This is a genomic window from Rhizobiaceae bacterium, assembly GCA_023953835.1.
Taxonomy (GTDB): Bacteria; Pseudomonadota; Alphaproteobacteria; order Rhizobiales; family Rhizobiaceae; genus Mesorhizobium_G.
Map to the genome: position 1 here is coordinate 130,858 of JAMLJB010000003.1, position 20,300 is coordinate 151,157.

The following is a 20,300-nucleotide window of genomic DNA, read 5'->3' on the forward strand; positions in this document are numbered from 1 at the left end:
TCCGCCGGGCCCCTTTTCGTTTCCAGACATGGAGAGATCCGCATGTCAGCCCACATCGTCTACGATTCCGCCCCTTTGGGAAGCGTCATCCGCTATTCCGACGGCACGGCAAGACCCCCGGCCCGTTTCAGAAAGAAGCTCTCCGCTTGGGAGAGCCGCAACGACGCCGGCCGCCTGGTGAAGAAGGAGCCGCCGCGATCGCGAGCGACCTATAGCTCGCCAGCCTGTTTCACTCTGCATGAGGGCGATTTCGGCCAAGGCGGGGTCATCGTCGTCTCAGTCCGACGCACCTGGTCCGTCGAGAGCGATCTGCACTTAGAGATCGTCGAGCGCCCCGCCATCGGGATGGTCCGCGTCCTGCAGGACCTCGGCGACAGCCCGGAACTCCTGCATCTCGCCAGGGATCGGGACGCGGCCGAACGCTGGCTCGCCAGCAATTCGTACAGCCGTGCTTATCTCGAGGAGGTCTCCGCCGACGAGGTCGACGCCGATGTCGTCGAGGGCCGCGCCGCCGCCTGACCGTTTCACCACACAGAACCAACCGGCGACAGGCCCGGGGTCGCGCGAGCGATCGCCGGGCCTTTCCCGTTTCATGGAGATCGACATGTTCGACTGGAACAGAAGCTGCTCCTATGACGAGCAGCAGAAGAGACGTTTTCACACGACCGCCCGTTCGCGACTGAAGAAACTTGCTGGCGAACTCGGCCTGCCGCCCGACAGCTATGACCTGCGCTCCAACAGGGCGGGTATCGCCGTTTCCGGTGAAGTGACCTTGCACCACACCACCGTTTACATCCAAGTCGGCCAGTTCGGCCTCTCTTCCGGGCACGGCATCCTGATCCGCACCTGTAAGGGCCGCAAGGATTATGCCGGTGGGCCAAACCACTTCGTCGCGCTGACCATGCTCGATGACATTCGGGCGCTTGCGGCAGCCGTCCGCGCCATCACCGGCGTCGGACGGGATACCGCGCGTTCCGCGGATCGCCACGCCGCCTGAACAAGCCCACCGATCCCGTCATCCGCCGACGGTCTCTCGTCGCAGCACTGCCGCGGCGGGAGGCTCGGCTTTCCGGAGACATGTCATGTCCACCCATCCGCCGTTCCGCAAGGTGTTCGAGGGCGTCGCGACGCGCGCGCAGATGTTCGCGCTCTTCAATCGCCACAGAGATACGCCCGGTGTCGATCCCTTGTCCGGCAAGCCTTACGCGGGCCAATGGTTCGAGATCTCGGCCAGCGAGTACCGCTTCATGCTCGATCTGTTGCCGCCGTTGTTCCAGAGAACCGGCATGTTCGGCATGTCCGAATACAAGGCAGGCAATGTAACCAGCGTATTCTTCGCGATCAGGATCCGCGGTCGCGAACGCTGGTTCCACGGATTCTGCGACCTCTCCGACAAACGCAGTCCCGACGCCATGCGCGCGGCGATCATCGCCCATGAGACGGGCGCCGTCGACAGCATGACGCGTGAGGAAAAACTCGAGGCGATCTGGTCCGCGACGCATGCGGACTTCAAGGGCGGCGCCGGCGAGGCCGATCCTAACGCCTGGCCGCCGGAGCATCACGGCAAGCGGACCATCCTGGTCAACGCCGGCGAGCAGGGGACCGTCCTCAAGCTCCTGGAGGCTCTGTCCGACGAAGAAATCGACAGTCGCATATCGGCACTCCGCGCACGGCGCACGAGGAGGGTGGGAGGCAAGGATGCGGACCCATCGTAAGCAACCGACACCGGGCGGCCAGGCGCACCTGCGCGGCGCACTCATCGTTGATACCGGCGCACGCCCCCAGGGGCACGTGCTGAAGCTGACCGAAGACGCCTATGGCGGCGGCTATACCGAGTCGCGAGCACGGGGCCGGCAAGCACCCGGCTTGCGCTCCCAACGTGAGCGGCTGCGCGTCCGGTCGCACGATTGTGATGCCGGCTGGGATCAGGCTGCCACAATTGCCCGAGTGAAACTTGGTACATCCAGATTGCCTGGAGTGTCCACACCGGCCGGAGATCTCATGACCACGCGACGCAGCTTTCTCTCGGGCTTTCTAGCACTTCCGGCGCTGGTCCCCGTCACGGCTCGGACTCGGGAGCCGCCACAACAGCTCGAGCTGACGCCGGCCTGCGGCACGCCGGAGCCGACGATCGCGCAGACCGAGGGGCCATACTTCACGCCCGGGTCGCCCTTGAAGCGCGACTTCAAGCAGGATGCGCCCGAAGGCACGGCGATCACGATCGCCGGCTTTGTGCTGACGCCACAGTGCGAGCCGGTGGCTGGGGCACTGATCTAGCTGTGGCATTGCGACGGCGACGGCGACTACGACAATGAGGGTTTCAGGCTGCGCGGGCACCAGTTTAGTGACGCCGGGGGACGCTGGTGGTTCGAGACGATCGTGCCGGGCATCTACACCGGCCGCACGCGGCATTTCCATGTAAAGGTGCAACGGCCCAACGGGCCGCTGCTGACGACGCAGCTCTATTTCCCTGGGGAGCCCGGCAACGACCGCGACAACATCTTCGATGCCTCGTTGCTGCTGGACATCAAGTCCGCACCGGACGGCGGCTACGGGCGATACGATTTCGTCGTTGCATGACCAAGGCTGCAGCCTGCGTCTGATCAGTTGGTGGCCGCCATCGACCGGCATCTGGTCCCGTGCAGATGCTGCTTATCGCGGCGAACTGCCACTATCCCCCTGACCAAGGTCGATTTCGAACGTTGGCTGCGGAACACGAAGGGCGATCATCGAGGAATGGCACAATCCCGATCAGCAGCATCAACCATCACGTCAACGCAGAACCTTCGGCAAGCGTCGTTTCCAGCGCTGCCCACGGGGCAAGGTTGGCTCGCCGTGGCGCCTGATACGCTTGCGCGCTGGCCGGGCAGGCTCTTCGCTAGGGGCCATTGTTTCGGCTGCGTCAAGAGGCTGCCCGGCATGCGGCCCCTCGGAGACAACGGATAGATCACAATCGTCGGCGGGGATTTCGCACCCGGCTTCCACAGTATCGGCGCGATCTTTCGCGGCCACGCGATCAACGTTATGCCGCTCCGCGGCCTGTTCAGGTCCGCTGTCCGGATCGCCCAACGAGTCGCTCGCCACAGCTGAAAGGTCCAGATCACCCCAAATCGAACGCGGTTTTCCCAGGTGGCCGCGCTTCTTCTTCACTTCCACGACGAAAGGTCGGGCAGGCCGTCTCATAGACAGGTTCCTTGATGAGAATCGATCCGATTAAACGGATCCACACACTGTTTACTTCGGCGAAGGCCAACGGTCCATCACCTCAGCACTTCGGATCCAGGGTATCGGCACCCACAGTGATTCATCGCTCGTGGTCCGTGTCGCCAAAGAAAGGCGACAGGAGGCGCTTGTTCGAGATCTCTTCGTCGCCCCTTCGTCCACGTCGCTGGAGGGAGAGCGTGGCCGGAAGGAGTGCGGCCTTGCGGAGCGCCGAGAGCGCGCCGGCGGGGCGGACACTCTTCCGCAAAGGACATTTCCATGAACATCGTCACGACCACATCGGCCGTTGCCCGGACGGCAGCTCCCCCTGTCGCGCCGGCATCCCACGCCATCGACACCGCCCACGCGATACACCAGGCAGCATTGCTGCTTTTGCCCTTTATCGAACAGGGTAAGCCCATCACCACCGCAGCACTGCGCACGGCCATGAGCGACAGCTTCGACGGCACTGATGCGCAGGGGCTTTGGGTCTGGAAGGACGCCTATGAGGCGCTCGAAGCCGCCCAGGTCCTGTTTCTGCGTCGGTACGGACCGGCGATCCTGTTCCGGTCGACCTCGCGGCAGGCAACGCTGGCGATGATGAAACGCATCGCCGACCTCGTTCCCACCCACACGCGCCGCTCGGACGAGAGCCAAGCCATGCAGCAGCTGTCGACGCCGCTGCCGCTCTCTTTCGTCACTGCCCACGCGGCGGCGATCGCGGCGTCGGACCTCGTCCTCGAGCCCTCGGCCGGCACCGGTCTTCTCGCCGTCCATGGCGAGATCGCCCGCGCCTCGCTCGTGCTCAACGAGCTTGCCGCGACGCGCGCTGATCTGCTAGGCCTACTGTTTCCGCGCGTTCCCGTCTCCCGGCATGACGCAGCCCATATCGACGACCACCTCGATACCGGCATCGAACCGTCCGTCGTGCTGATGAACCCGCCCTTCACCGTTGGAGCCTATGTGAACGGCCATGTCGCCGATGCCGCATGGCGACATCTCTCCTCCGCATTCGCGCGGCTGCGCGCGGGTGGCCGCCTCGTCGCCATCACCGGCACCGGCCTTTCTCCCGAAAACCCGAAATGGCGGCCTGCTTTCGAGCGGCTGCAGCAGCAGGGCAGGGTGGTCTTCACCGCGGCGATCGACGGCCGTGTCTATGCCCGCCATGGCACGACGGCGGAAACCCGCCTGACCATCATCGACAAGATCCCTGCGTCCGATCCGTCCAAATTCGCGGCCTCACCGGGCAAGGCGAATGATGTCGAGACGCTGCTCTCCTGGATCTCCGACCTGCCGACCCGCACACCGGGCGGCTTTCCGGATTCGATCGGCGCCCTGTCGAACGGCATCCTGCGCAATGGCGCCATGCAGATGGCCGCGCGCTCAGAGGCGGGAACTGCGCCCGTCGCGGCCACGGCTTCGGTTGCGAAGACCATGCGGCCGGTCCGTCCCGTTGCCCGGGCGAAGCCCGCCCGTCCCGGCATCGCAGCCAGCACACCTGCCGTTTCCCTGACCTATGAGCTGTGCGACTGGATACCGGAGGAGGGCGGCCGGCTCACCGACACGATCTACGAGCCCTATGCGCTCCAGTCGATCCACATTCCCCGGGCCAAACCCCATCCGACCCCGCTGGTCCAGTCCGCGGCGATGGCCGCGGTCGCGCCGCCGAAGCCATCGTACCGGCCTCTCCTCCCTGATGCGATCATCGATGAAGGACTGCTGTCCGACGCTCAGATCGAGAGCGTCATCTATGCCGGCGAAGCCCATTCCGGGCATCTCGCCGGCGCCTGGACGGTAGACGAAACCTACGATGTCGTCTCCGCCGCCCCCGACGGCGCGGAGAATGCCGTCCGATTCCGTCGCGGATGGTTTCTGGGTGACGGCACCGGCTGCGGCAAGGGACGGCAGGTCGCCGGCATCATCCTCGACAATTGGCTGCAGGGCCGCCGCCGGGCGATCTGGATTTCCAAGTCGGACAAGCTGCTGGAGGATGCCCAGCGCGACTGGTCGGCCCTTGGTCAGGAGCGTCTCCTTGTCCAGCCGCTCTCGCGCTATCGGCAGGGCACGCCCATCCGCCTTGCCGAAGGCATCCTGTTCACGACCTATGCGACGCTGCGCTCCCAGGAACGCGACGGCAAGAAGTCCCGGATTGCCCAGATCCTCGACTGGGTAGGCCAAGAGGCGGGGAGGGCCGAAAGCCCGACAGGGACCAAAAAGCATTTCGATGGAGTCGTGGTCTTCGATGAAGCGCATGCCATGGCCAACGCCGCCGGCGGCAAAGGCGAACGCGGTGACGTTGCGCCCTCGCAGCAGGGCAAGGCTGGCCTCAGGCTTCAGCACGCGCTCCCCGACGCGCGTGTCGTCTATGTCTCGGCGACCGGCGCCACCGCGGTCGAGAACCTGGCTTACGCCCAGCGTCTTGGCATCTGGGGCAGCGAAGACTTTCCGTTCGCGAACCGTGCCGAGTTCGTCGCGGCAATCGAGGACGGCGGTGTTGCCGCAATGGAAGTGCTCGCCCGCGACCTCAAATCGCTCGGGCTCTACACGTCCCGTTCTCTCTCCTATGACGGCGTCGAATACGACCTGCTCGAGCACGAGCTGAGCGAGGAGCAGATCCGTATCTACAACGCCTATGCCGACGCCTTCCAGGTCATCCACAACAACCTGACCGCCGCGCTCGAGGCGGCCAACATCACCAGCGAGACTGGCACGCTGAACCGCAATGCGAAGGCCGCAGCACGCTCGGCCTTCGAGAGCACCAAGCAGCGCTTCTTCAGCCATCTCATCACCTCGATGATGACGCCGACGCTGATCGGCGCGATCGAGCAGGACCGCGCCGACGGTCATTCGGCGGTCGTGCAGATCGTCTCGACCGGCGAGGCGCTGATGGAACGGCGGCTGGCCGAGATCCCGACCGAGGAATGGTCCGACCTCCACGTTGATGTCACGCCGAGGGAATACGTCGGTGGGTACCTGATGCATTCCTTCCCGACCCAACTCTTCGAGGAATATTCGGACGCCGATGGCAACATTTATTCGCGACCCGTGCATGACGCCGACGGCAACCCCGTCCAATGCCGGGAAGCCGTACGCCGGCGCGACGAGATGATCGAAAAGCTGGCCTCGCTGCCGCCAGTCGGCAGCGCGCTCGACCAGATACTCCACCATTTCGGCACCGACACCGTCGCCGAGGTCACCGGCCGCTCCCGTCGCATCGTCAGGAAAACCGGCCGCGACGGCATCGACCGGCTTGCCGTTGAGAGCCGCCCAGGCTCCGCCAATCTCGCCGAGACCCAGAGCTTCATGGATGACGACAAAAGCGTGCTGATCTTTTCCGACGCCGGCGGTACCGGCCGCTCCTATCACGCCGATCTCGGAGTGAAGAATCAGCGGCTGCGCAAGCACTATCTGCTCGAGGCGGGCTGGCGCGCCGACAACGCCATCCAGGGTCTCGGACGAACCCATCGCACCAACCAGGCGCCGCCGCCGCTGTTCCGGCCGATGGCCGCCAATGTGAAGGCGGGCAAGCGGTTCCTGTCGACCATCGCGCGCCGACTCGACACGCTGGGCGCGATCACGCGCGGCCAGCGCCAGACCGGCGGGGCAGGGCTGTTCCGGTCCGAGGACAATCTTGAAAGCCCCTATGCCCGCGCGGCCCTGCGCCAGTTCTACATGCTGCTGCATCAGGGCAAGATCGAGGGCTGCTCGCTCACGAGTTTCGAGGCGGTCACCGGACTTTCGCTCACGACAAACGAGGGCGGCCTGCGCGACGAGCTGCCGCCGATCACGACCTGGTTGAACCGCCTGCTGGCGCTGCGCATCGAGACCCAGAACCTGCTGTTCGAAGTGTTCGAGCAGCTGATGACGGCCAAGATCGAAGGCGCCATCGCCGCCGGTACCTATGACAAGGGTCTGGAGACGATCACGGCGGAGAGCATCACCGTCACCGATCGCCGAACGGTCTACACCCACCCGGTCTCGGGCGCGCAATCGCGTGTGCTGACCGTTGCCCGCAAGGATCGCGTCAGGCCGCTCGGGCTGGTCGACGCGCTCGGGATCGCCCGTGCGGAACCGCAGTCGGTCCTGCTCGTGAACACGCGATCGGGTCGGGCAGCACTTCAGCTTCCGATAGCGAGCCTCATGCTCGATGACGGCACGGTCGAGCACCGTGTTCGACTTCTGCGGCCGACCAACGAGCTGCGCTTCGGTCTCGACGCCCTTGCCGAAACCCACTGGCAGCCGGCCGACCGGAAACTGTTCTGCGAATTGTGGCAGGCGGAAGTCGCCGCCGTTCCGGAATTCACCACCAGCACCTTTCACATCGTCACGGGATTGCTTCTGCCGATCTGGCGGCGGCTTCCGGACCATGACTGTCAGGTCTACCGCATCCAGACCGATGCGGGCGAACGCATCATCGGCCGTCATATCGCGCCGACGCAGGTCGCGACCATGTTCCGCAATCTCGGTCTCGACGATGTGCCGACCCTTGCACCGGACGAGGCATGGAACGGACTGATCGATGGACGGATCGGACTGCAGCTTGCCGATGGCCTGATCCTGCGGCGCAGCCGCGTCATGAACGACTATCGGGTCGAATTGATCGGCTTCACCGAAGCCATGATCCCCCGGTTGAAGGCTCTCGGTCTGATATCCGAGATCATCTCCTGGAAGCTCAGGCTGTTCATCCCGGCCGGCGCGGACGGATCCTCCATCCTTGCGATGGTGCTGGACCGCCACCCGCTCACCGGCGTCACCGATCGCTCTCCTTCAGCCTAGGGGGAGGCGATCATGACCGGCTCGGCCTCCGAGCTGGCACGCCGTCTCGGCGAACATGCCGTGGCGGTGTGCCGCGAATATCTCTCCAACGGCCATCGCTCCGGCAATCACTGGATCGTCGGTGATGTCCGCAACACGCGCGGCAGCTCCATGCATGTCCGCCTGAACGCCAACGCCAAGGGCCCGGCCGGCAAGTGGGTCGACGAACAAAGCGGGGAACATGGCGACCTGCTCGACGTGATCGAAGCGAGCTGCGACCTCGCGGGGTTCCGCGAGGTCGCGGACGAGGCGCGTCGCTTTCTCGCAATGCCGCGACCGCAGTCACTGACCCCTGGCGCGCAGCGCCAGCCCGCCGCGGCACGCGGCTCTCCAGACGCCGCGCGTCGTCTATTTGCGATGTCTCAGCCGATCGCCGGTACGCTCGCCGAGCGTTACCTTGCCAGCCGCGGCATCCTGCTCGCCGCGCGTGAGCGCACCCTGCGCTTCCACCCGGGCTGCTACTATCGCGATCTCGCGACCGGCGAGACGCTGACCCTTCCCGCCCTGATCGCCGCCGTCACCGACCTCGACGGACGTATCACCGGTCTGCAGAGAACCTGGCTCGATCCCAGCGGCGCCGGCAAGGCGCAGATCGCCGATCCGCGCCGCTCGCTGGGCCATCTCCTGGGGAACGCCATCTGGCTCGGCCTAGAGCCTGGCGCACCCATTCCGGTCATGGCCGCCGGCGAAGGATTCGAGACGATGGCATCGCTCCGCACCGTGATGCCGGCACTGCCGGTGGCCGCCGCCACCTCGGCCAATCACCTCGCCGGCCTGACCTTCCCGCCTGGTTGCCGTCGCCTCTACATCGCCGCCGATGCGGACGCCGCCGGCCGGCACGGCATCGCACGCCTCAGCCAGCGCGCAGGCGAAGCCGGGATCGCAGCCTTGGCACTGCGACCGCAGCTCGGCGACTTCAACGACGATCTGCGCCATCTCGGCCCCGCCCGTCTCGCCGCGTGGCTGCGCGATCAGCTCCTCCCGGAAGATGCCCGTCTCTTCCTGCCGTCCAGATGAATGGCGCTCGCCGGCAGGCGGGCAGAGCCGGGGCGTCGCTGGAAGTCTCTCAGCCATGGCGGCGGTCCGCCGGAAAGGCCGCGCCCGCGGCCTGCCTGAGAGGCGATCCCTGCCACCCCCCGGTCACGGCCGCAACGGCTGCGCCGTCCTCCGCTTTGCTCCGGCCTTCGGTGCGCCCCGCGCCCGGGGCGCGGCCGGGTTTCGCTGTCAGGCCGCGATGGGCGCGGCAACAACCGACGGAGACACGCCATGACCTACGAGCTTCCCTTCGACGACGGCTACGAGCCCTACCACGCCTCCTCGCCGACCGATCGCGTCATCCTCGAACTGCAGATGTACGGCCACCGTCCGCATCAGGACGAGCCGGACCCCCGGCCGCTGCCCGACGACGAGGTGATCCGGGCCGGGCTTGCCGGGATCGTCGAGGCCTTCGCCGGCATGCTCGGCGACACCAGGCTCGAACCCGACCTCGACGATCTGCTCTGGTCCTTCACCAACGTCTTCCACCGTGCCGCCGAGCGCGTCGCCCGCAGCCTCGATCGCAACGAGGAGGCGCAGCGCTCGAGCCAGAACGAGCAAGACGGCTCGGAGGTGAAGTCCGTCGAACTGGAGCGGCTGACGGCCGAGGGCATCACCTATATCGAGCGCCGCAACGTGCTGGAGATCATGCGCGACGAGGCCGCCGACCTCTACGAGGCGGAAACGGGCTCGGCGTGGCGGCCGCGCACCGGCTCCAAGGTCTCCCATCAGTCGATGACAGCGGCGGTGATCGACTCTCGCGACTTCATCGCCGCGCGCCGACGGGCCGACAACGAGGTGCTGGTCCCGGCCGGCACCAAGATCGCCTTCGCCGGCGGCCTCGACTGCAACGATCACGACCGGATCTGGGACGCGCTCGACAAGGCCCGCGAGAAGCACGCGGACATGGTCCTGCTGCACGGTGGCAGCCCACGCGGCGCCGAGCGCATTGCTGCCTGCTGGGCAGAAAACCGCAAAGTTACGCAGATCGCCTTCAAGCCGGACTGGAACCGGCACGCCAAGGCCGCACCATTCCGCCGCAACGACCAGTTGCTCTCGGTCATGCCCTACGGCCTGATCGTTTTCCCCGGATCCGGCATCACGGAGAACCTGGCCGACAAGGCTCGCCGGCTCGGCATCCCGGTCTGGCGGTTCACGGAGGGTGGCGCGTGAGCGCCGCCTTCCTTTGCCACGTCGAAGAACCCGACCGTTCGCGGTCGGGTTCTTCGTGTGCCCACATCCGTCCCGGCCTGCCGAATTCAGCACAGCCAGGCTGTAGGTGCGCCAGTTGCGCGCGGGGCTCAATTCTCCTTCAATCCGGTCCGGCGCGCCGGCCTGCGGCCGGCGGGGCTCTACTCGCGGCGTACCGCCGCTCCCCGAGCTGGCTACGCCGTCTCGGCCTTCGGTGACGATCCCTCGCGCGGGAAAGGGAGAGGAGAGCCGGGGCGAGGCGGTTGATTTGAGAGAAAGGAAAGCGACCATGGCGATGATATTCTTGGGCGGTTCGCGCGATATCTTCGAGCTCCCGCCTCCCGCGATCGAACGGATCGGCGCGATCGTCGCGGCCGAGCACGGCGTCCTGATCGGCGACGCGCCAGGAGCGGATGCCGAGATGCAGGGCCTGCTCGCAGGCTACGATTACGAACATGTCGGCGTCTTCCATGCCTGGGTCGAACCACGCAACAATCTCGGCGATTGGGCCGCCTATCACATTCCACCACCGGATGGGGCACAAGGCTTTGGCGTGCACGCCGGGAAGGACCGCGAAATGGCCCGCCGCGCCGACTTCGGCCTGATAGTCTGGGACGGCAGATCGCCGGGCACCTGCCTCAACGTGTTGCGCCTTGCCGTGACCGGCAGGCCTTGCGTCGTCTACGATACGATGCGCGGCACCGTGGCGACGGTCCACGATACTTCGGACTGGCGCGCTATGCTCCAACATTCTGGCCCCGACACTCGCCGCGCGGTCGAGGGCCGCATGACGGCGGATGAACGCCTCGCACTGGAAGCCTGATTGTGGCGAGCCACCTTGACCGGCCCGCGACCGGGCGGTTCAAGCCGACGGCCCCGACCCGGCCGAAGGCCGCCCCCGCGGAGCTTGCGATGGCTGCGGCGATCGTTCGCCGGCCCCTGTTGGAGCCACCCCCTGCGAACCAGCCCGTTGCCGCCTCCCGAGGCGATCCACAGAGGCATCCTACCTGTCCGTCGCGCCAAGGGCAGGGCGGTTGCGGATCAGGCAGCGCGTTCCCGGCCGCCACGCTTGACCAAGGACTACCTCGCCGGCGTCGGAGCCGAGCATCACCAGCCTGCCGCGACCGCGAAGCCGGGCGCTTGAAGGAAGACGGGGGCAGGGAACCTCCGCGCTTGCCGGTCGGCTTCGGGAGGGCGATGGAGAGGCATATCCGCAGGCGGGGAAAACGCGTACCCGTTTGCCGCCGCGCCCGGCGTGGTGGATCTGCGATGGTGGCCTGGGGTTCGTCGCCTGCGCTCACATCCGGACCAATCCCGTGTCATGTCGCCTTTGTAGTGGACCGCCTGCTTTTGCGGTCAACCCCCGTTGGGGGTACGCTCGACAAAAATTCAGCAAAATTCGATTTCGGTCTTTTGTTTGCGGGCCAGGCACTTTCCTTCCCGCAAGCGGGGCCCTTGAAAGTGCGGCCCGCTGACTGCGGCAAATAGAATTTTCCAGAATTTTTGCCGAGTGACCGCAGCAGGACGGCCCCCTCCTTTGGCGCCATCGGGAATGGTCCCGATGCAACCGAAGGAGAAGTACCATGGCCACCACGATCGCAAACCTCACCGCCAAGGCCGACGGCTCGATGGAAGGCGTGTTCGCCACGCTGCGGGTCAACGCCCCGATCACCCTGATCCCGAACGCCAACAAGACCCGCGAGGATGCTCCCGACTACCGCATCGTCAACAAGCGCACGGGCTTCGAGATCGGAGCCGGCTGGCACCGCATCTCCCAGCGTTCGGGCGAGGAATACCTCTCGGTCAAGCTGGAAGCCCCCGAGATCGGCGTGATCTTCGGCAACCTCGCTCCCGCCCCGGGCGGCGACGAGAACAAGAAGGTGATCCTGTGGAACAACCCGCAGTGAACCGCAGAGAGCCGGCCCCGCAAGGGGCCGGCTCTCTTTTCGCTCCACTCGATCAGGAGGCTTTCATGAGCCGCTACACCATCACCGTCACCAGCGATCACCGCTCCGATCCGGACGCCGTCATCGGCTACGATCCACCGCTGCGCACTTTCTTCCTGCAGGCGTTTCCTGAAGAGAGCGGCGACGATCTCGCTCTGTGGCTCGGCACCCGCGACCGCGAATACGAAACGCTCGACGCGCTGCACGCGGCCGCGCGGGTTCGACGCCATGCCGGTTCCCGACGACATCATCGCTCGGCTCTCCGCCGACATCGCGGCGGAAGCCCACCGGCCGCCGCATGACGGTCCGCTCACGGCACCGCTGCGACATCTGCAGTCGAAGTAGCCCCAAAGAAGAGGCCCGTGCCGGGATGACCTCCGGCGCGGGCCGCTTCTTTTGCCCGTCCTAATCGCCACGTTCGAATGTCATCCAATGCCGCCGGCGTCGCAGTAACCGCGACTCCGTTTCGATCGCTCCAAGGTAAGCCGCGCGGCAGCGGCCTCCTGGACCTTCTCATAGAGGTCGATGCGCATCCGGCCCGGCCGGCCAATCCTTCCCCACTCGCGTACAACACAGATGTCGCCGAAAAGGCTCAGCGCTGACGACAGCCGATAAAACCGTGCCATGTTGCGTGCCGGATCAATGCGACGGAGGTGGATCACGTCTTGTATCTGCATGATGTGAATGTCGCGCCTGTAATGCATGCCGTCCAACGAGTTCTGTGAATCGGTCCGACCGCATCGATTCAAGCTGTTGATGCATCGGCTGAATGAACGGTGTTTGGGCGAGCCGGCCTGCGGCCGACCGGGCTCTACTCGCGACGCTTCCGCGCCGCTCACGGAGCCCGCTGGCGCGGTCTCCGCCTTCGGTAACGATCCCCTCTCGCGAGGCATCAGACCTCGGATCGACCGGGCCCTGATGCCACGAGGGGCAACCCCTCGCGCACCCCGCCGGCTGGTCGCCGGATATGGACGCATCCCCTGGCGGGGATGCGGGTCTCTATCTCTCTGACGTCCCAGTCTACTGGCCGCTCCCATCGCCTCAAGGACGCGCGGTGCCCCCAATTTTCAGCCGTCGCCCTGAAGGAGGGCGCCGTCAGAAAATCGGCTCCCCCACGCGCCGCCTCCGGCGGTCGCTACGCGATCCTTGACCCGATGCTCGACTTGCCCGTCGCCGGCCTCCGTCATCAAGATGAAGGAGACCATAACATGGCACACAACAATCTCATGCTTGTCGCGAAGCTTTCGGGTCTGCGCGTCCTCGTCCTCGCCAACCGCCTCGGCTGTGACAGCGAACTTGCTCGCACCGTCCACGACAGGCTGGCAACAAAGCTCGCCGAGATGATCGAAGCGCAGCGCAGAATCCTCACAGCCGACCGGGCGCTTGTCGTAGCGCGCGGAACGACCGATGAAGAAGATGCATTCTACGACGTGCACCACTACCAGACTGCCTGGTACGAGACGTGGCTGATCGAAGCAGTCGCGCTCCTCGACGATTATCTGGTCGACGATCTGACGAACGAATATTTCGATTTCCGCACCGGTCGCTGGCATCATCGCGACGGCGAGGTCCCGATCGCGGTGCCGGTGCCGGCCGAAAAGCTCTGCGGTCTCGCAGCTATCATTGCCGAGATCGAGGACATCAGCGGCGCGCGGTTCAGCGTCGAAAATGTCTACTACAGCGAGGCCGAAGCGGAAGCGGCGTGGTGGGAAAGCACCGGAGCCAATCCGGACGAGATTTTCGCACTACCCGAAACGGGCCGCTCATGAGGCCAAGGATCGAGGCGGTGCAAGCCGCCTCGATCCTCTAATTCGCGAACACTAAGCCGACGTGATGTGTCGGCACTCGCTTTCCGGTCGATAGCGCCGGTTCCGGCTCCCGCTTCCGGTCAGCCCCTACGCTTCGTCTCCGGCTGCCTCGGCGCGTTCGCCGCCCTGCTGTCCGGCGACAATTCCTCGACCAGCCTGAGAAGGTTCTGCGCCGTAGCAGCCGGCAGGTCCAGCATGCGCATGACAAGCTTGAACCTGGTTTCCGCCTCCAGCTCGGTCTCGCCGAAGAACTGCGGAGCCGCCGCATAGATCGCCTCGATTGGCGAGAAATCGAGCAGTTCGGCCAGATGCAGCAGCCGCGTCACCCTGAGCTTGGCCCCGGCCCGCTCGTGCCGGGCGTAAATCTCGTGATGGAGGCCGACCATCATGCCGACCTGCTCCCGGTTCAGGTTCTGGGCATCCCGCCGCTCGCGCAGGAAGCGGCTCAGCTCCTCCTCGATTTCAAGAAGGCCACGAACTCCGCCAAATCCCGGCTTGCGCCAGATAGGCTTTCCAGCCTCGGGATCGTCCGTTTCGACAAGGCCATGCCGGTCGATGTAAGCCTGTACGTCCTTGATGGCCATTGTCTGGCTCGCTCGAATCCGCTCGCTGCCCGAACCCCGTCAAAAGAGACGAGAAAATCCCCAAATTGGCTCCAAACTCTAAAAATTTGAGCCAAAACGATGGTGTTTCTAGCAGGGATTCGGACGAGACTTCAACTCGACTCTCGGCCCAAGCCGAGCGCGACACACGTTCTTTCAGAATCCATTGGCGTCCAAATATTGTCGAATGGCCTTCTCCATAAGGGCCTGCATGGACGTATCCATGTTGAAGGAGGCCAGTTTCAGCCGCCGCTTCGTGTCGCGATCCAGGTTGACATTCACGAAGTGGCTTGCACCTTTCATACGCGCCCGTTTCATCTGCCGCAGCGCCTTGCTCGCCTCGCTGGATGCCGCGCCTCTCCCCGTTTCCTCTCTGGGCGCCGGTGCTGGCGCACTCTGCGACGCAACGAGGTTTTCGTCCCCGGCGCGATCCAGGTCCAAGCTTGCCGCCGGACGCTGCCGGCGCGTGGCGGTGGCGAATTCGTCCAGCGACAGGCTCTCCTTCCCGCTCATGCCGCGCGTCCTGTCGCTGCCTCGCTCGCGAGCAGTTCGTCGACTTCCGCAACCAGCGCCTGCGTCTCCCGCCGCGCCTTGGCGATCGCCTCCGTCACCTCCTGCATCTGAAGCGTGCCAATCCCGTTGTGGATGTCCTTATAGACATTACGCTCGAACACCTCGGTCCGGAACAGATAGGTTCCGACCTTGTCTTCGATGATAGGCCTGATCTTTCGGTACAGTTCAGTGTGCCGGACCGTCACGGTGATCCGGGTCCGCAGGACGCCATGACGGCAGGTCTTTCCCAGCGCTTCGTTGACCCGCAGCACATTCTCGAAACTGTCAATGGCGCCGAGCACCTCGCGTTTCGACGGCTGGATCGGCGAGATCACGAGATTGGCCGCCGCAATTACCGGATCCACGATCGACGTGTCCTCGCCGGGCGTGTCGATCAGCAGGTGATCGAACGCGCCGCTGTTGTCCTCCATCCAGCGTTCCAATCCCCTTGCCGTCTTGTGGCTATAGACCTCGATGCCCTCGGGCTGGGCGTCCTTCCCCTGGCAATCCGACCACCACTTCATGAGATTGTTGCGGGCGTCCATGTCGATCATGGCGACGTGGCCGCCGCGCAGGGCATATTCGCCGGCGATGTTCATCAGCGCTGTGGTCTTGCCAGCGCCTCCCTTGCCGTTGATGGCAGCGATCACGACGGTCATTGGCCTATCTCCCATGAAAATGTGTTTCTACTCACACACGAATTCATGGTCGTGTGGACGTGGATTCACATCGATATAGATGCACACGAACATGAAAAAACACAATCATATTGACACAAAAAAATGATCTCTTGGCAAATAGCTGGAAAAAATCGCTATCATTTATGTTGGCAGGATACGGAAAAATGTGATACATTTTTCCTGATGATCGAGGGACAAGCCCTCGATCCGCGGCCTGCGGCCGCAAGCACCACGATCAAGGCTGTGTTTATCGATGGTTCGAAGCAGTTCGACAGCGTCGAAACGGAAGGAGAAGGTGGCGCATATCCGCTTCTCTCCGGCCGAATTCGAGGCGCTGGAGGCGGCCGCGGGCGCAGCCGACATGACCGTTTCCGCCTTTGTCCGGTCGCTATCGATCGAGGGCGCTGGCGTGCGGCCGTTTCTCGGGGAGGAGGATCGCATGGTGCTCAGCCTGCTCGCCGACGGCATGCGTGCGATCGGCGGCAACCTCAATCAGATTGCCAGGGCCATCAACACCGGCATAGTGCCGTTTGAGTGCGACGTCGCAGGCAGCATCAAGGATGCGCATAACGTAGCGACAACGCTTGCGTCCGAGCTGACTGAGATGACCCGGCGTTCGGCGGCCGTCCGACGCGGGGAGGGCGCCTGATGGAGTTTTTTCCTGGCGCCTTCGAACGGGAGTGGGGGCGCCGGCGCGCCATGTTGATGCATGAAATGCAGCTCGGCCAGTCTGAAAAGAGCGACTGGGACGAGCCGCGAAGGGGAGGGGTGGCGCGGATTGGTGAGGAGGGGCTGGACGGCTTCGGCCGAGCGCGGCGGCGGCAGGACGGAAGCGGCGCGCGGTGGTCGCGTGTTGGCGCGGGAGCGGCCGGCCGCTCTATGCGGACACGGTTCGCGGCACTAGCGGGCGGCAGTCAACCAGCCGTGGTCAAGCTTGCCTCCTATGGTGGCGGCGCGCGAGCCGGCGCGATGATGAGCTATACGTCTCGCAACGGGGAACTCGCCGTCGAGAATGAGCGCGGCGAGCGCGTGCTCGGCAGGGATGCACTCGCCGAACAGCGCGCCGAGTGGGAGCATCTCTTCGACAATCGCACCGCCAGCCGGGATCTGGGCGTATTCCATGTTTCGATCGATACGGCATCACTGCACGATGACGTCGACCAGGATGACCAGCTGCGCGAGATCCTGCGGTCGGGATTTGGTGATCGCCGGTTCGCTTACACCGCGCGAGAGCGATCCTCTGACGAGCTGTATGTCTCCGGAGTCGTTATACTGCGCGATGGGGAGGGCGAGCGACTGACCGGCGACCGGAAGGCTGCCGGCATCGTCCAACAGCATTTCGATGATTCCGATGCCGGCCGGGATGTCGAAGCCCGGTTCCGATTCCATGGGTACGGCAATGGGGTGGAATGGGGCACGGCGCGTGTGCGCGAACTGTTCGCTGGGACCGAAGGGGAAGTTCGCGAGGACACTGGCCGACTGATCAGCGATGCCGCACAGGCAGGCGATCTCGTTCAGAAGGAATGGCGCAGGGAATTGCACAGTCGCAAGGGCAGGGACGTCATGCATCTGATCGTGTCGGCGCGAGCCGGCACCGATGGTGCGGCCTTCGAAGCTGCCGTGCGCGAGTTCCTCGGCGAACAGTTCGCGGGGCATCGCTACGTGTTTGCCGTTCACGATCCGGCGCTCGATCCAAAGGAAATGGCTGAGGGCGGCAAGCGGCCACACATTCATGCCCATGCGATCGTCACCATGCGCTCGGAGACCGGGGATCGGATCGTCACCAGCCCGCAGATGTTCCGGGAATGGCGCTCCGTTATGGCCGAGAAGGCATGCGAGCAGGGTATCGACATGGAGCTGACCGATCGCCGCGACTTTGCCCATGCGCCGGCCTATACCCGCAACCAGGTCCGGCCCGTCAGCTATCGCGGCCGGACGGAGCATGAGGGAACGAGCGCCGCGGCGCATGCCCGTTATCGGGCCAAGCGCTCGAACGAGGTTAGCCTCGCAACCACCGACCGCAGCCGGCAGTATGCAGAGACAGCGGCCGAAGCCTGGAGCGATCTTGCCAAAGAGGCGGGCAACTCGCGCGAGGGCGCCTTTGCAATGCGTCAGAGCCGTCGTCTGGAACGATTGGCGGAGAACACTCAAAATGAGCGTGTTTTCGCAGATGTCGGAAACGAATCTGTCAAAAACATAACCAATATGATAGAGCTGACCGAGTTCGTGAACGGTGAGGATGGACAGATGCGAGAGATGACGCGTCCGGAGTTCGAGGCCTACGAAAATCGTGTAGAAGCGGTCCTTTCGTCCGTGGAGCAGACGCTCGACGATACGGGCCGTGCCGACTTCGACGAGATCGCCGCGGCCGCGCGCGAAGTGGTCGACATCCGCCGGGAATATCTCGAGTTCACCGAACGCCATGTTGACCGCGAGGGCGGGCAGAAACCGCGCGGCTCGCGCGACGATCGTTTTGAAGATCCCAATGCCCCGTGGAATGCGGCCGTGGCGCGGTTCGGATTGGAGGCGGTCGAAACAGCGAACGAGGTTCTCGTTCAGGTCAGTCACTATCGCGAGGGGCTTGAGCGGATCGAAGCGGGTGAGCTGCCGCAGTCCTTCACGGCGAGCTACCGGGCAGGGCTTGAGCGGGAAATCAACCGGGCTGCCGACATGGCAGTCGATGGCTACAACCAATATATGCGCGAAGCCGCGAAATCGGATCGGGATCTGCAGCGTACGATCGATCAGATCGAACTGTCCCGCGCCGAGCAAGCGCGAAGCGACAGGGGCGAAGACAGGGAGCAGAAAGCTGCTTCAATCGACGCCGGCGAAAACCGGCGGGCCGACGGTGCGCCCGGTGGGTTCCAGGGTGCTGCCGAAGCCGAGCAACATCGCGATCCGGGTCGGGAGGTCCGTTCGACGCCGGAGCAGGATGACCAGATGGTCGAGCAGCAGGCGACTATGCCGTCCGAGCAACGAACAAAGCATCCCGACGACCGATCCGTTGAAAGGAAACCGGCCCTCGACGCGGAACTTGCCAGATCCGATCCACCGCAGCAGCATGTGCCGCGTCTTCGTCAGATCGAACTGGAACTCGAGGAGCGTCAGGACCGCGATCGCGACGATCGGGAAAGGTAGAAGGCGACCATGAAGAACGACAACTGGGCATACAAGTACGGTCCTCCTCCAGAAGAGTTGTCTGAGAAAGACAGCCGCTGGCCAGGGACCTGGCTCTTGCTTGCATTTCTGGTAATAGCTCCCCTCATCTATTTCGGCCCCGAGCTTGGCGCCGTCGAGGCGTGGCTAGTTGGTCTCTACCGCACGGTCGATAGTTGGATTGCTCCAATCAGGGACTTTGTGTTGAGCTAAGAGCCAAGCACAAGGCGCGCCTGAAGGACAATCGATGAAACTAAGTCGCGAGCAACTGCACGATCTGGTCTGGTCGATGCCCATGACGGAGATCGCCCGGCGGTCCGGCGTGCGTGATCAACACATCGCCAGGGCCTGTGACGGAGCGGAAGTAGCGCGCCCTCGCGCCGGCTACTGGCAGAAGGTCGAGCACGGAAAAAGCGTTACTCGTGTGGCTCTCAGCAATGATCGTTACGCGGTAAGCGATATCATCACTATCGACGCAACAGGCTGGGCAATCTCGCAGCGATAACCGGAAGTCTTCGCGAACACTGATCGCCTGATCGTCACCCATGTGCCAGTGCCCGAATGAGGGTGCGAAACGCGGCGCGGACCTTGCGATCTTCGATCTTTGCCAGCGTCCATGAAACCATGGCATCGCGTCCATGCGGCATTCGGTCGATCGAGCTTCTCGCCCGCGCCAGCTCGGTCATTCGTCCGAGGTGTTGCGCCGTTACAGGAGTGATAAGAGCGGGGTCAAGCGGTCGGCTTCTTGCGGCCGCGCTTGGTCGGCGACGGCTTTTCCGGTTGCTTCGGCTTACGGCCGAGCCCCATGGTCTTGGCCAGCGTGGAGCGAGCGGCCGCATAGTTCGGAGCGACCATAGGGTAGTCGGCAGGCAGGCCCCATTTGGACCGATACTCGTCCGGGCTCAGATTGTAATGCGTCGCCAAGTGCCGCTTTAGCGATTTGAACTTTTTTCCGTCCTCCAGGCTGATGATGAAGTCCGGCGTCACCGATTTCTTGATCGGCACCGCAGGCTTCTGCATGGCCGAGGCTTCCTCGACCGAGGCCCCGCCATGGATGCGCTGAAGCGTGGCGTGGACCTGGCCGATTAGGGCAGGAAGGTCGACGGCAGGAACCGGATTGTTCGACACATAGGCTGACACGACATCGGCGGTCAGCTCGATCAGGGAATCGGTTTGCAGCTTAGCTTCTTCTGTCACGAGGTTCCCCTGTGATGGTTAGGCAGTCGGCGAAGATTTCAGCTTCATAATGGCGGTTTCCGCGCATGACAATGAAAGGTGATCTCCGGCGCAGTTCTCGCAGGCAAGGGCCAACCA

21 protein-coding genes and 1 pseudogene are annotated in these 20,300 nt (G+C 64.3%); 15 read left to right on the forward strand and 7 right to left on the reverse strand.

Annotated elements, in window-relative coordinates; all coding sequences use genetic code 11:
* Window positions 1-42: 42 nt before the first annotated feature.
* The 10 genes and pseudogenes from M9924_20660 (at window position 43) to M9924_20705 (ending at window position 12,490) form a co-directional block, all read left to right on the forward strand.
* Window positions 43-519, forward strand: coding sequence for a hypothetical protein (locus tag M9924_20660; protein MCO5066790.1), 477 nt, complete (start codon window positions 43-45; stop codon window positions 517-519).
* Window positions 491-997, forward strand: a complete 507-nt coding sequence (locus M9924_20665) for a hypothetical protein (GenBank protein ID MCO5066791.1) — start codon at window positions 491-493, stop codon at window positions 995-997. The genes M9924_20660 and M9924_20665 overlap by 29 nt, the downstream gene beginning before the upstream one ends.
* Before the next feature lie 85 nt (window positions 998-1,082).
* Window positions 1,083-1,715, forward strand: coding sequence for a DUF1419 domain-containing protein (locus tag M9924_20670; protein ID MCO5066792.1), 633 nt, complete (start codon window positions 1,083-1,085; stop codon window positions 1,713-1,715).
* A 286-nt stretch (window positions 1,716-2,001) separates the two neighbouring features.
* A pseudogene (locus M9924_20675) lies at window positions 2,002-2,580 on the forward strand (intradiol ring-cleavage dioxygenase).
* A 900-nt stretch (window positions 2,581-3,480) separates the two neighbouring features.
* Window positions 3,481-7,977 (forward strand): strawberry notch family protein, encoded by a 4,497-nt coding sequence (locus tag M9924_20680; protein MCO5066793.1) that lies wholly within the window; start codon window positions 3,481-3,483, stop codon window positions 7,975-7,977.
* Window positions 7,978-7,989: 12 nt separating this feature from the next.
* Window positions 7,990-9,033 (forward strand): toprim domain-containing protein, encoded by a 1,044-nt coding sequence (locus M9924_20685; GenBank protein ID MCO5066794.1) that lies wholly within the window; start codon window positions 7,990-7,992, stop codon window positions 9,031-9,033.
* A gap of 249 nt (window positions 9,034-9,282) precedes the next feature.
* The gene (locus M9924_20690) at window positions 9,283-10,224 is read left to right on the forward strand and encodes an SLOG family protein (protein MCO5066795.1); all 942 of its coding nucleotides are present in this window, start codon (window positions 9,283-9,285) and stop codon (window positions 10,222-10,224) included.
* 307 nt (window positions 10,225-10,531) lie between these two features.
* Window positions 10,532-11,065: a hypothetical protein gene (locus M9924_20695; GenBank protein MCO5066796.1), complete on the forward strand. Its 534-nt coding sequence runs from the start codon at window positions 10,532-10,534 to the stop codon at window positions 11,063-11,065.
* A gap of 760 nt (window positions 11,066-11,825) precedes the next feature.
* Window positions 11,826-12,149 carry a DUF736 family protein gene (locus M9924_20700; protein MCO5066797.1) on the forward strand — a complete coding sequence of 108 codons (324 nt, stop codon included), beginning with the start codon at window positions 11,826-11,828 and terminating at the stop codon, window positions 12,147-12,149.
* Between the two features lie 65 nt (window positions 12,150-12,214).
* The gene (locus M9924_20705; protein ID MCO5066798.1) at window positions 12,215-12,490 is read left to right on the forward strand and encodes a hypothetical protein; all 276 of its coding nucleotides are present in this window, start codon (window positions 12,215-12,217) and stop codon (window positions 12,488-12,490) included.
* A 123-nt stretch (window positions 12,491-12,613) separates the two neighbouring features.
* Here the strand turns inward: M9924_20705 and M9924_20710 are convergent, their stop codons facing one another.
* Window positions 12,614-12,892, reverse strand: a complete 279-nt coding sequence (locus M9924_20710) for a WGR domain-containing protein (GenBank protein MCO5066799.1) — start codon at window positions 12,890-12,892, stop codon at window positions 12,614-12,616.
* Window positions 12,893-13,396: 504 nt separating this feature from the next.
* Here M9924_20710 and M9924_20715 point away from each other — a divergent pair.
* Window positions 13,397-13,957 (forward strand): hypothetical protein, encoded by a 561-nt coding sequence (locus M9924_20715; GenBank protein MCO5066800.1) that lies wholly within the window; start codon window positions 13,397-13,399, stop codon window positions 13,955-13,957.
* 119 nt (window positions 13,958-14,076) lie between these two features.
* On the opposite strand, the gene M9924_20720 is transcribed toward M9924_20715, so the two are convergent.
* The 3 genes from M9924_20720 to M9924_20730 all read right to left on the reverse strand — a co-directional run bounded on the left by M9924_20720 (window position 14,077) and on the right by M9924_20730 (window position 15,809).
* Entirely contained in the window at window positions 14,077-14,580 is a 504-nt protein-coding gene (locus tag M9924_20720; GenBank protein ID MCO5066801.1) for an XRE family transcriptional regulator, read from the reverse strand.
* Window positions 14,581-14,754: 174 nt separating this feature from the next.
* Window positions 14,755-15,111 (reverse strand): hypothetical protein, encoded by a 357-nt coding sequence (locus M9924_20725; GenBank protein MCO5066802.1) that lies wholly within the window; start codon window positions 15,109-15,111, stop codon window positions 14,755-14,757.
* The gene (locus M9924_20730; GenBank protein ID MCO5066803.1) at window positions 15,108-15,809 is read right to left on the reverse strand and encodes a ParA family protein; all 702 of its coding nucleotides are present in this window, start codon (window positions 15,807-15,809) and stop codon (window positions 15,108-15,110) included. Before M9924_20730 ends, M9924_20725 begins: the two co-directional genes overlap by 4 nt.
* 316 nt (window positions 15,810-16,125) lie before the next feature.
* Here M9924_20730 and M9924_20735 point away from each other — a divergent pair, with 316 nt between their 5' ends.
* Window positions 16,126-16,479, forward strand: a complete 354-nt coding sequence (locus tag M9924_20735; protein ID MCO5066804.1) for a MobC family plasmid mobilization relaxosome protein — start codon at window positions 16,126-16,128, stop codon at window positions 16,477-16,479.
* A gap of 251 nt (window positions 16,480-16,730) precedes the next feature.
* On the opposite strand, the gene M9924_20740 is transcribed toward M9924_20735, so the two are convergent.
* Complete coding sequence (locus M9924_20740; GenBank protein MCO5066805.1) at window positions 16,731-16,952, reverse strand: hypothetical protein; 222 nt, start codon at window positions 16,950-16,952, stop codon at window positions 16,731-16,733.
* An 18-nt stretch (window positions 16,953-16,970) separates the two neighbouring features.
* Window positions 16,971-17,486: a hypothetical protein gene (locus M9924_20745; protein ID MCO5066806.1), complete on the reverse strand. Its 516-nt coding sequence runs from the start codon at window positions 17,484-17,486 to the stop codon at window positions 16,971-16,973.
* Between M9924_20745 and M9924_20750 the strand changes: the two genes are divergently transcribed.
* From M9924_20750 to M9924_20760, 3 genes are read left to right on the forward strand one after another with little or no spacing between them, the layout of a single operon-like run.
* A complete protein-coding gene (locus M9924_20750; protein MCO5066807.1) occupies window positions 17,451-18,968 on the forward strand; it encodes a hypothetical protein in 1,518 nt (505 codons plus the stop codon). The two genes, M9924_20745 and M9924_20750, sit on opposite strands and share 36 nt — an antisense overlap.
* A 9-nt stretch (window positions 18,969-18,977) precedes the next feature.
* Complete coding sequence (locus M9924_20755) at window positions 18,978-19,199, forward strand: hypothetical protein (protein MCO5066808.1); 222 nt, start codon at window positions 18,978-18,980, stop codon at window positions 19,197-19,199.
* 34 nt (window positions 19,200-19,233) lie between these two features.
* Entirely contained in the window at window positions 19,234-19,491 is a 258-nt protein-coding gene (locus tag M9924_20760; GenBank protein ID MCO5066809.1) for a hypothetical protein, read from the forward strand.
* Between the two features lie 224 nt (window positions 19,492-19,715).
* Here the strand turns inward: M9924_20760 and M9924_20765 are convergent, their stop codons facing one another.
* A complete protein-coding gene (locus tag M9924_20765; GenBank protein ID MCO5066810.1) occupies window positions 19,716-20,183 on the reverse strand; it encodes a MucR family transcriptional regulator in 468 nt (155 codons plus the stop codon).
* Window positions 20,184-20,300: the final 117 nt, after the last annotated feature.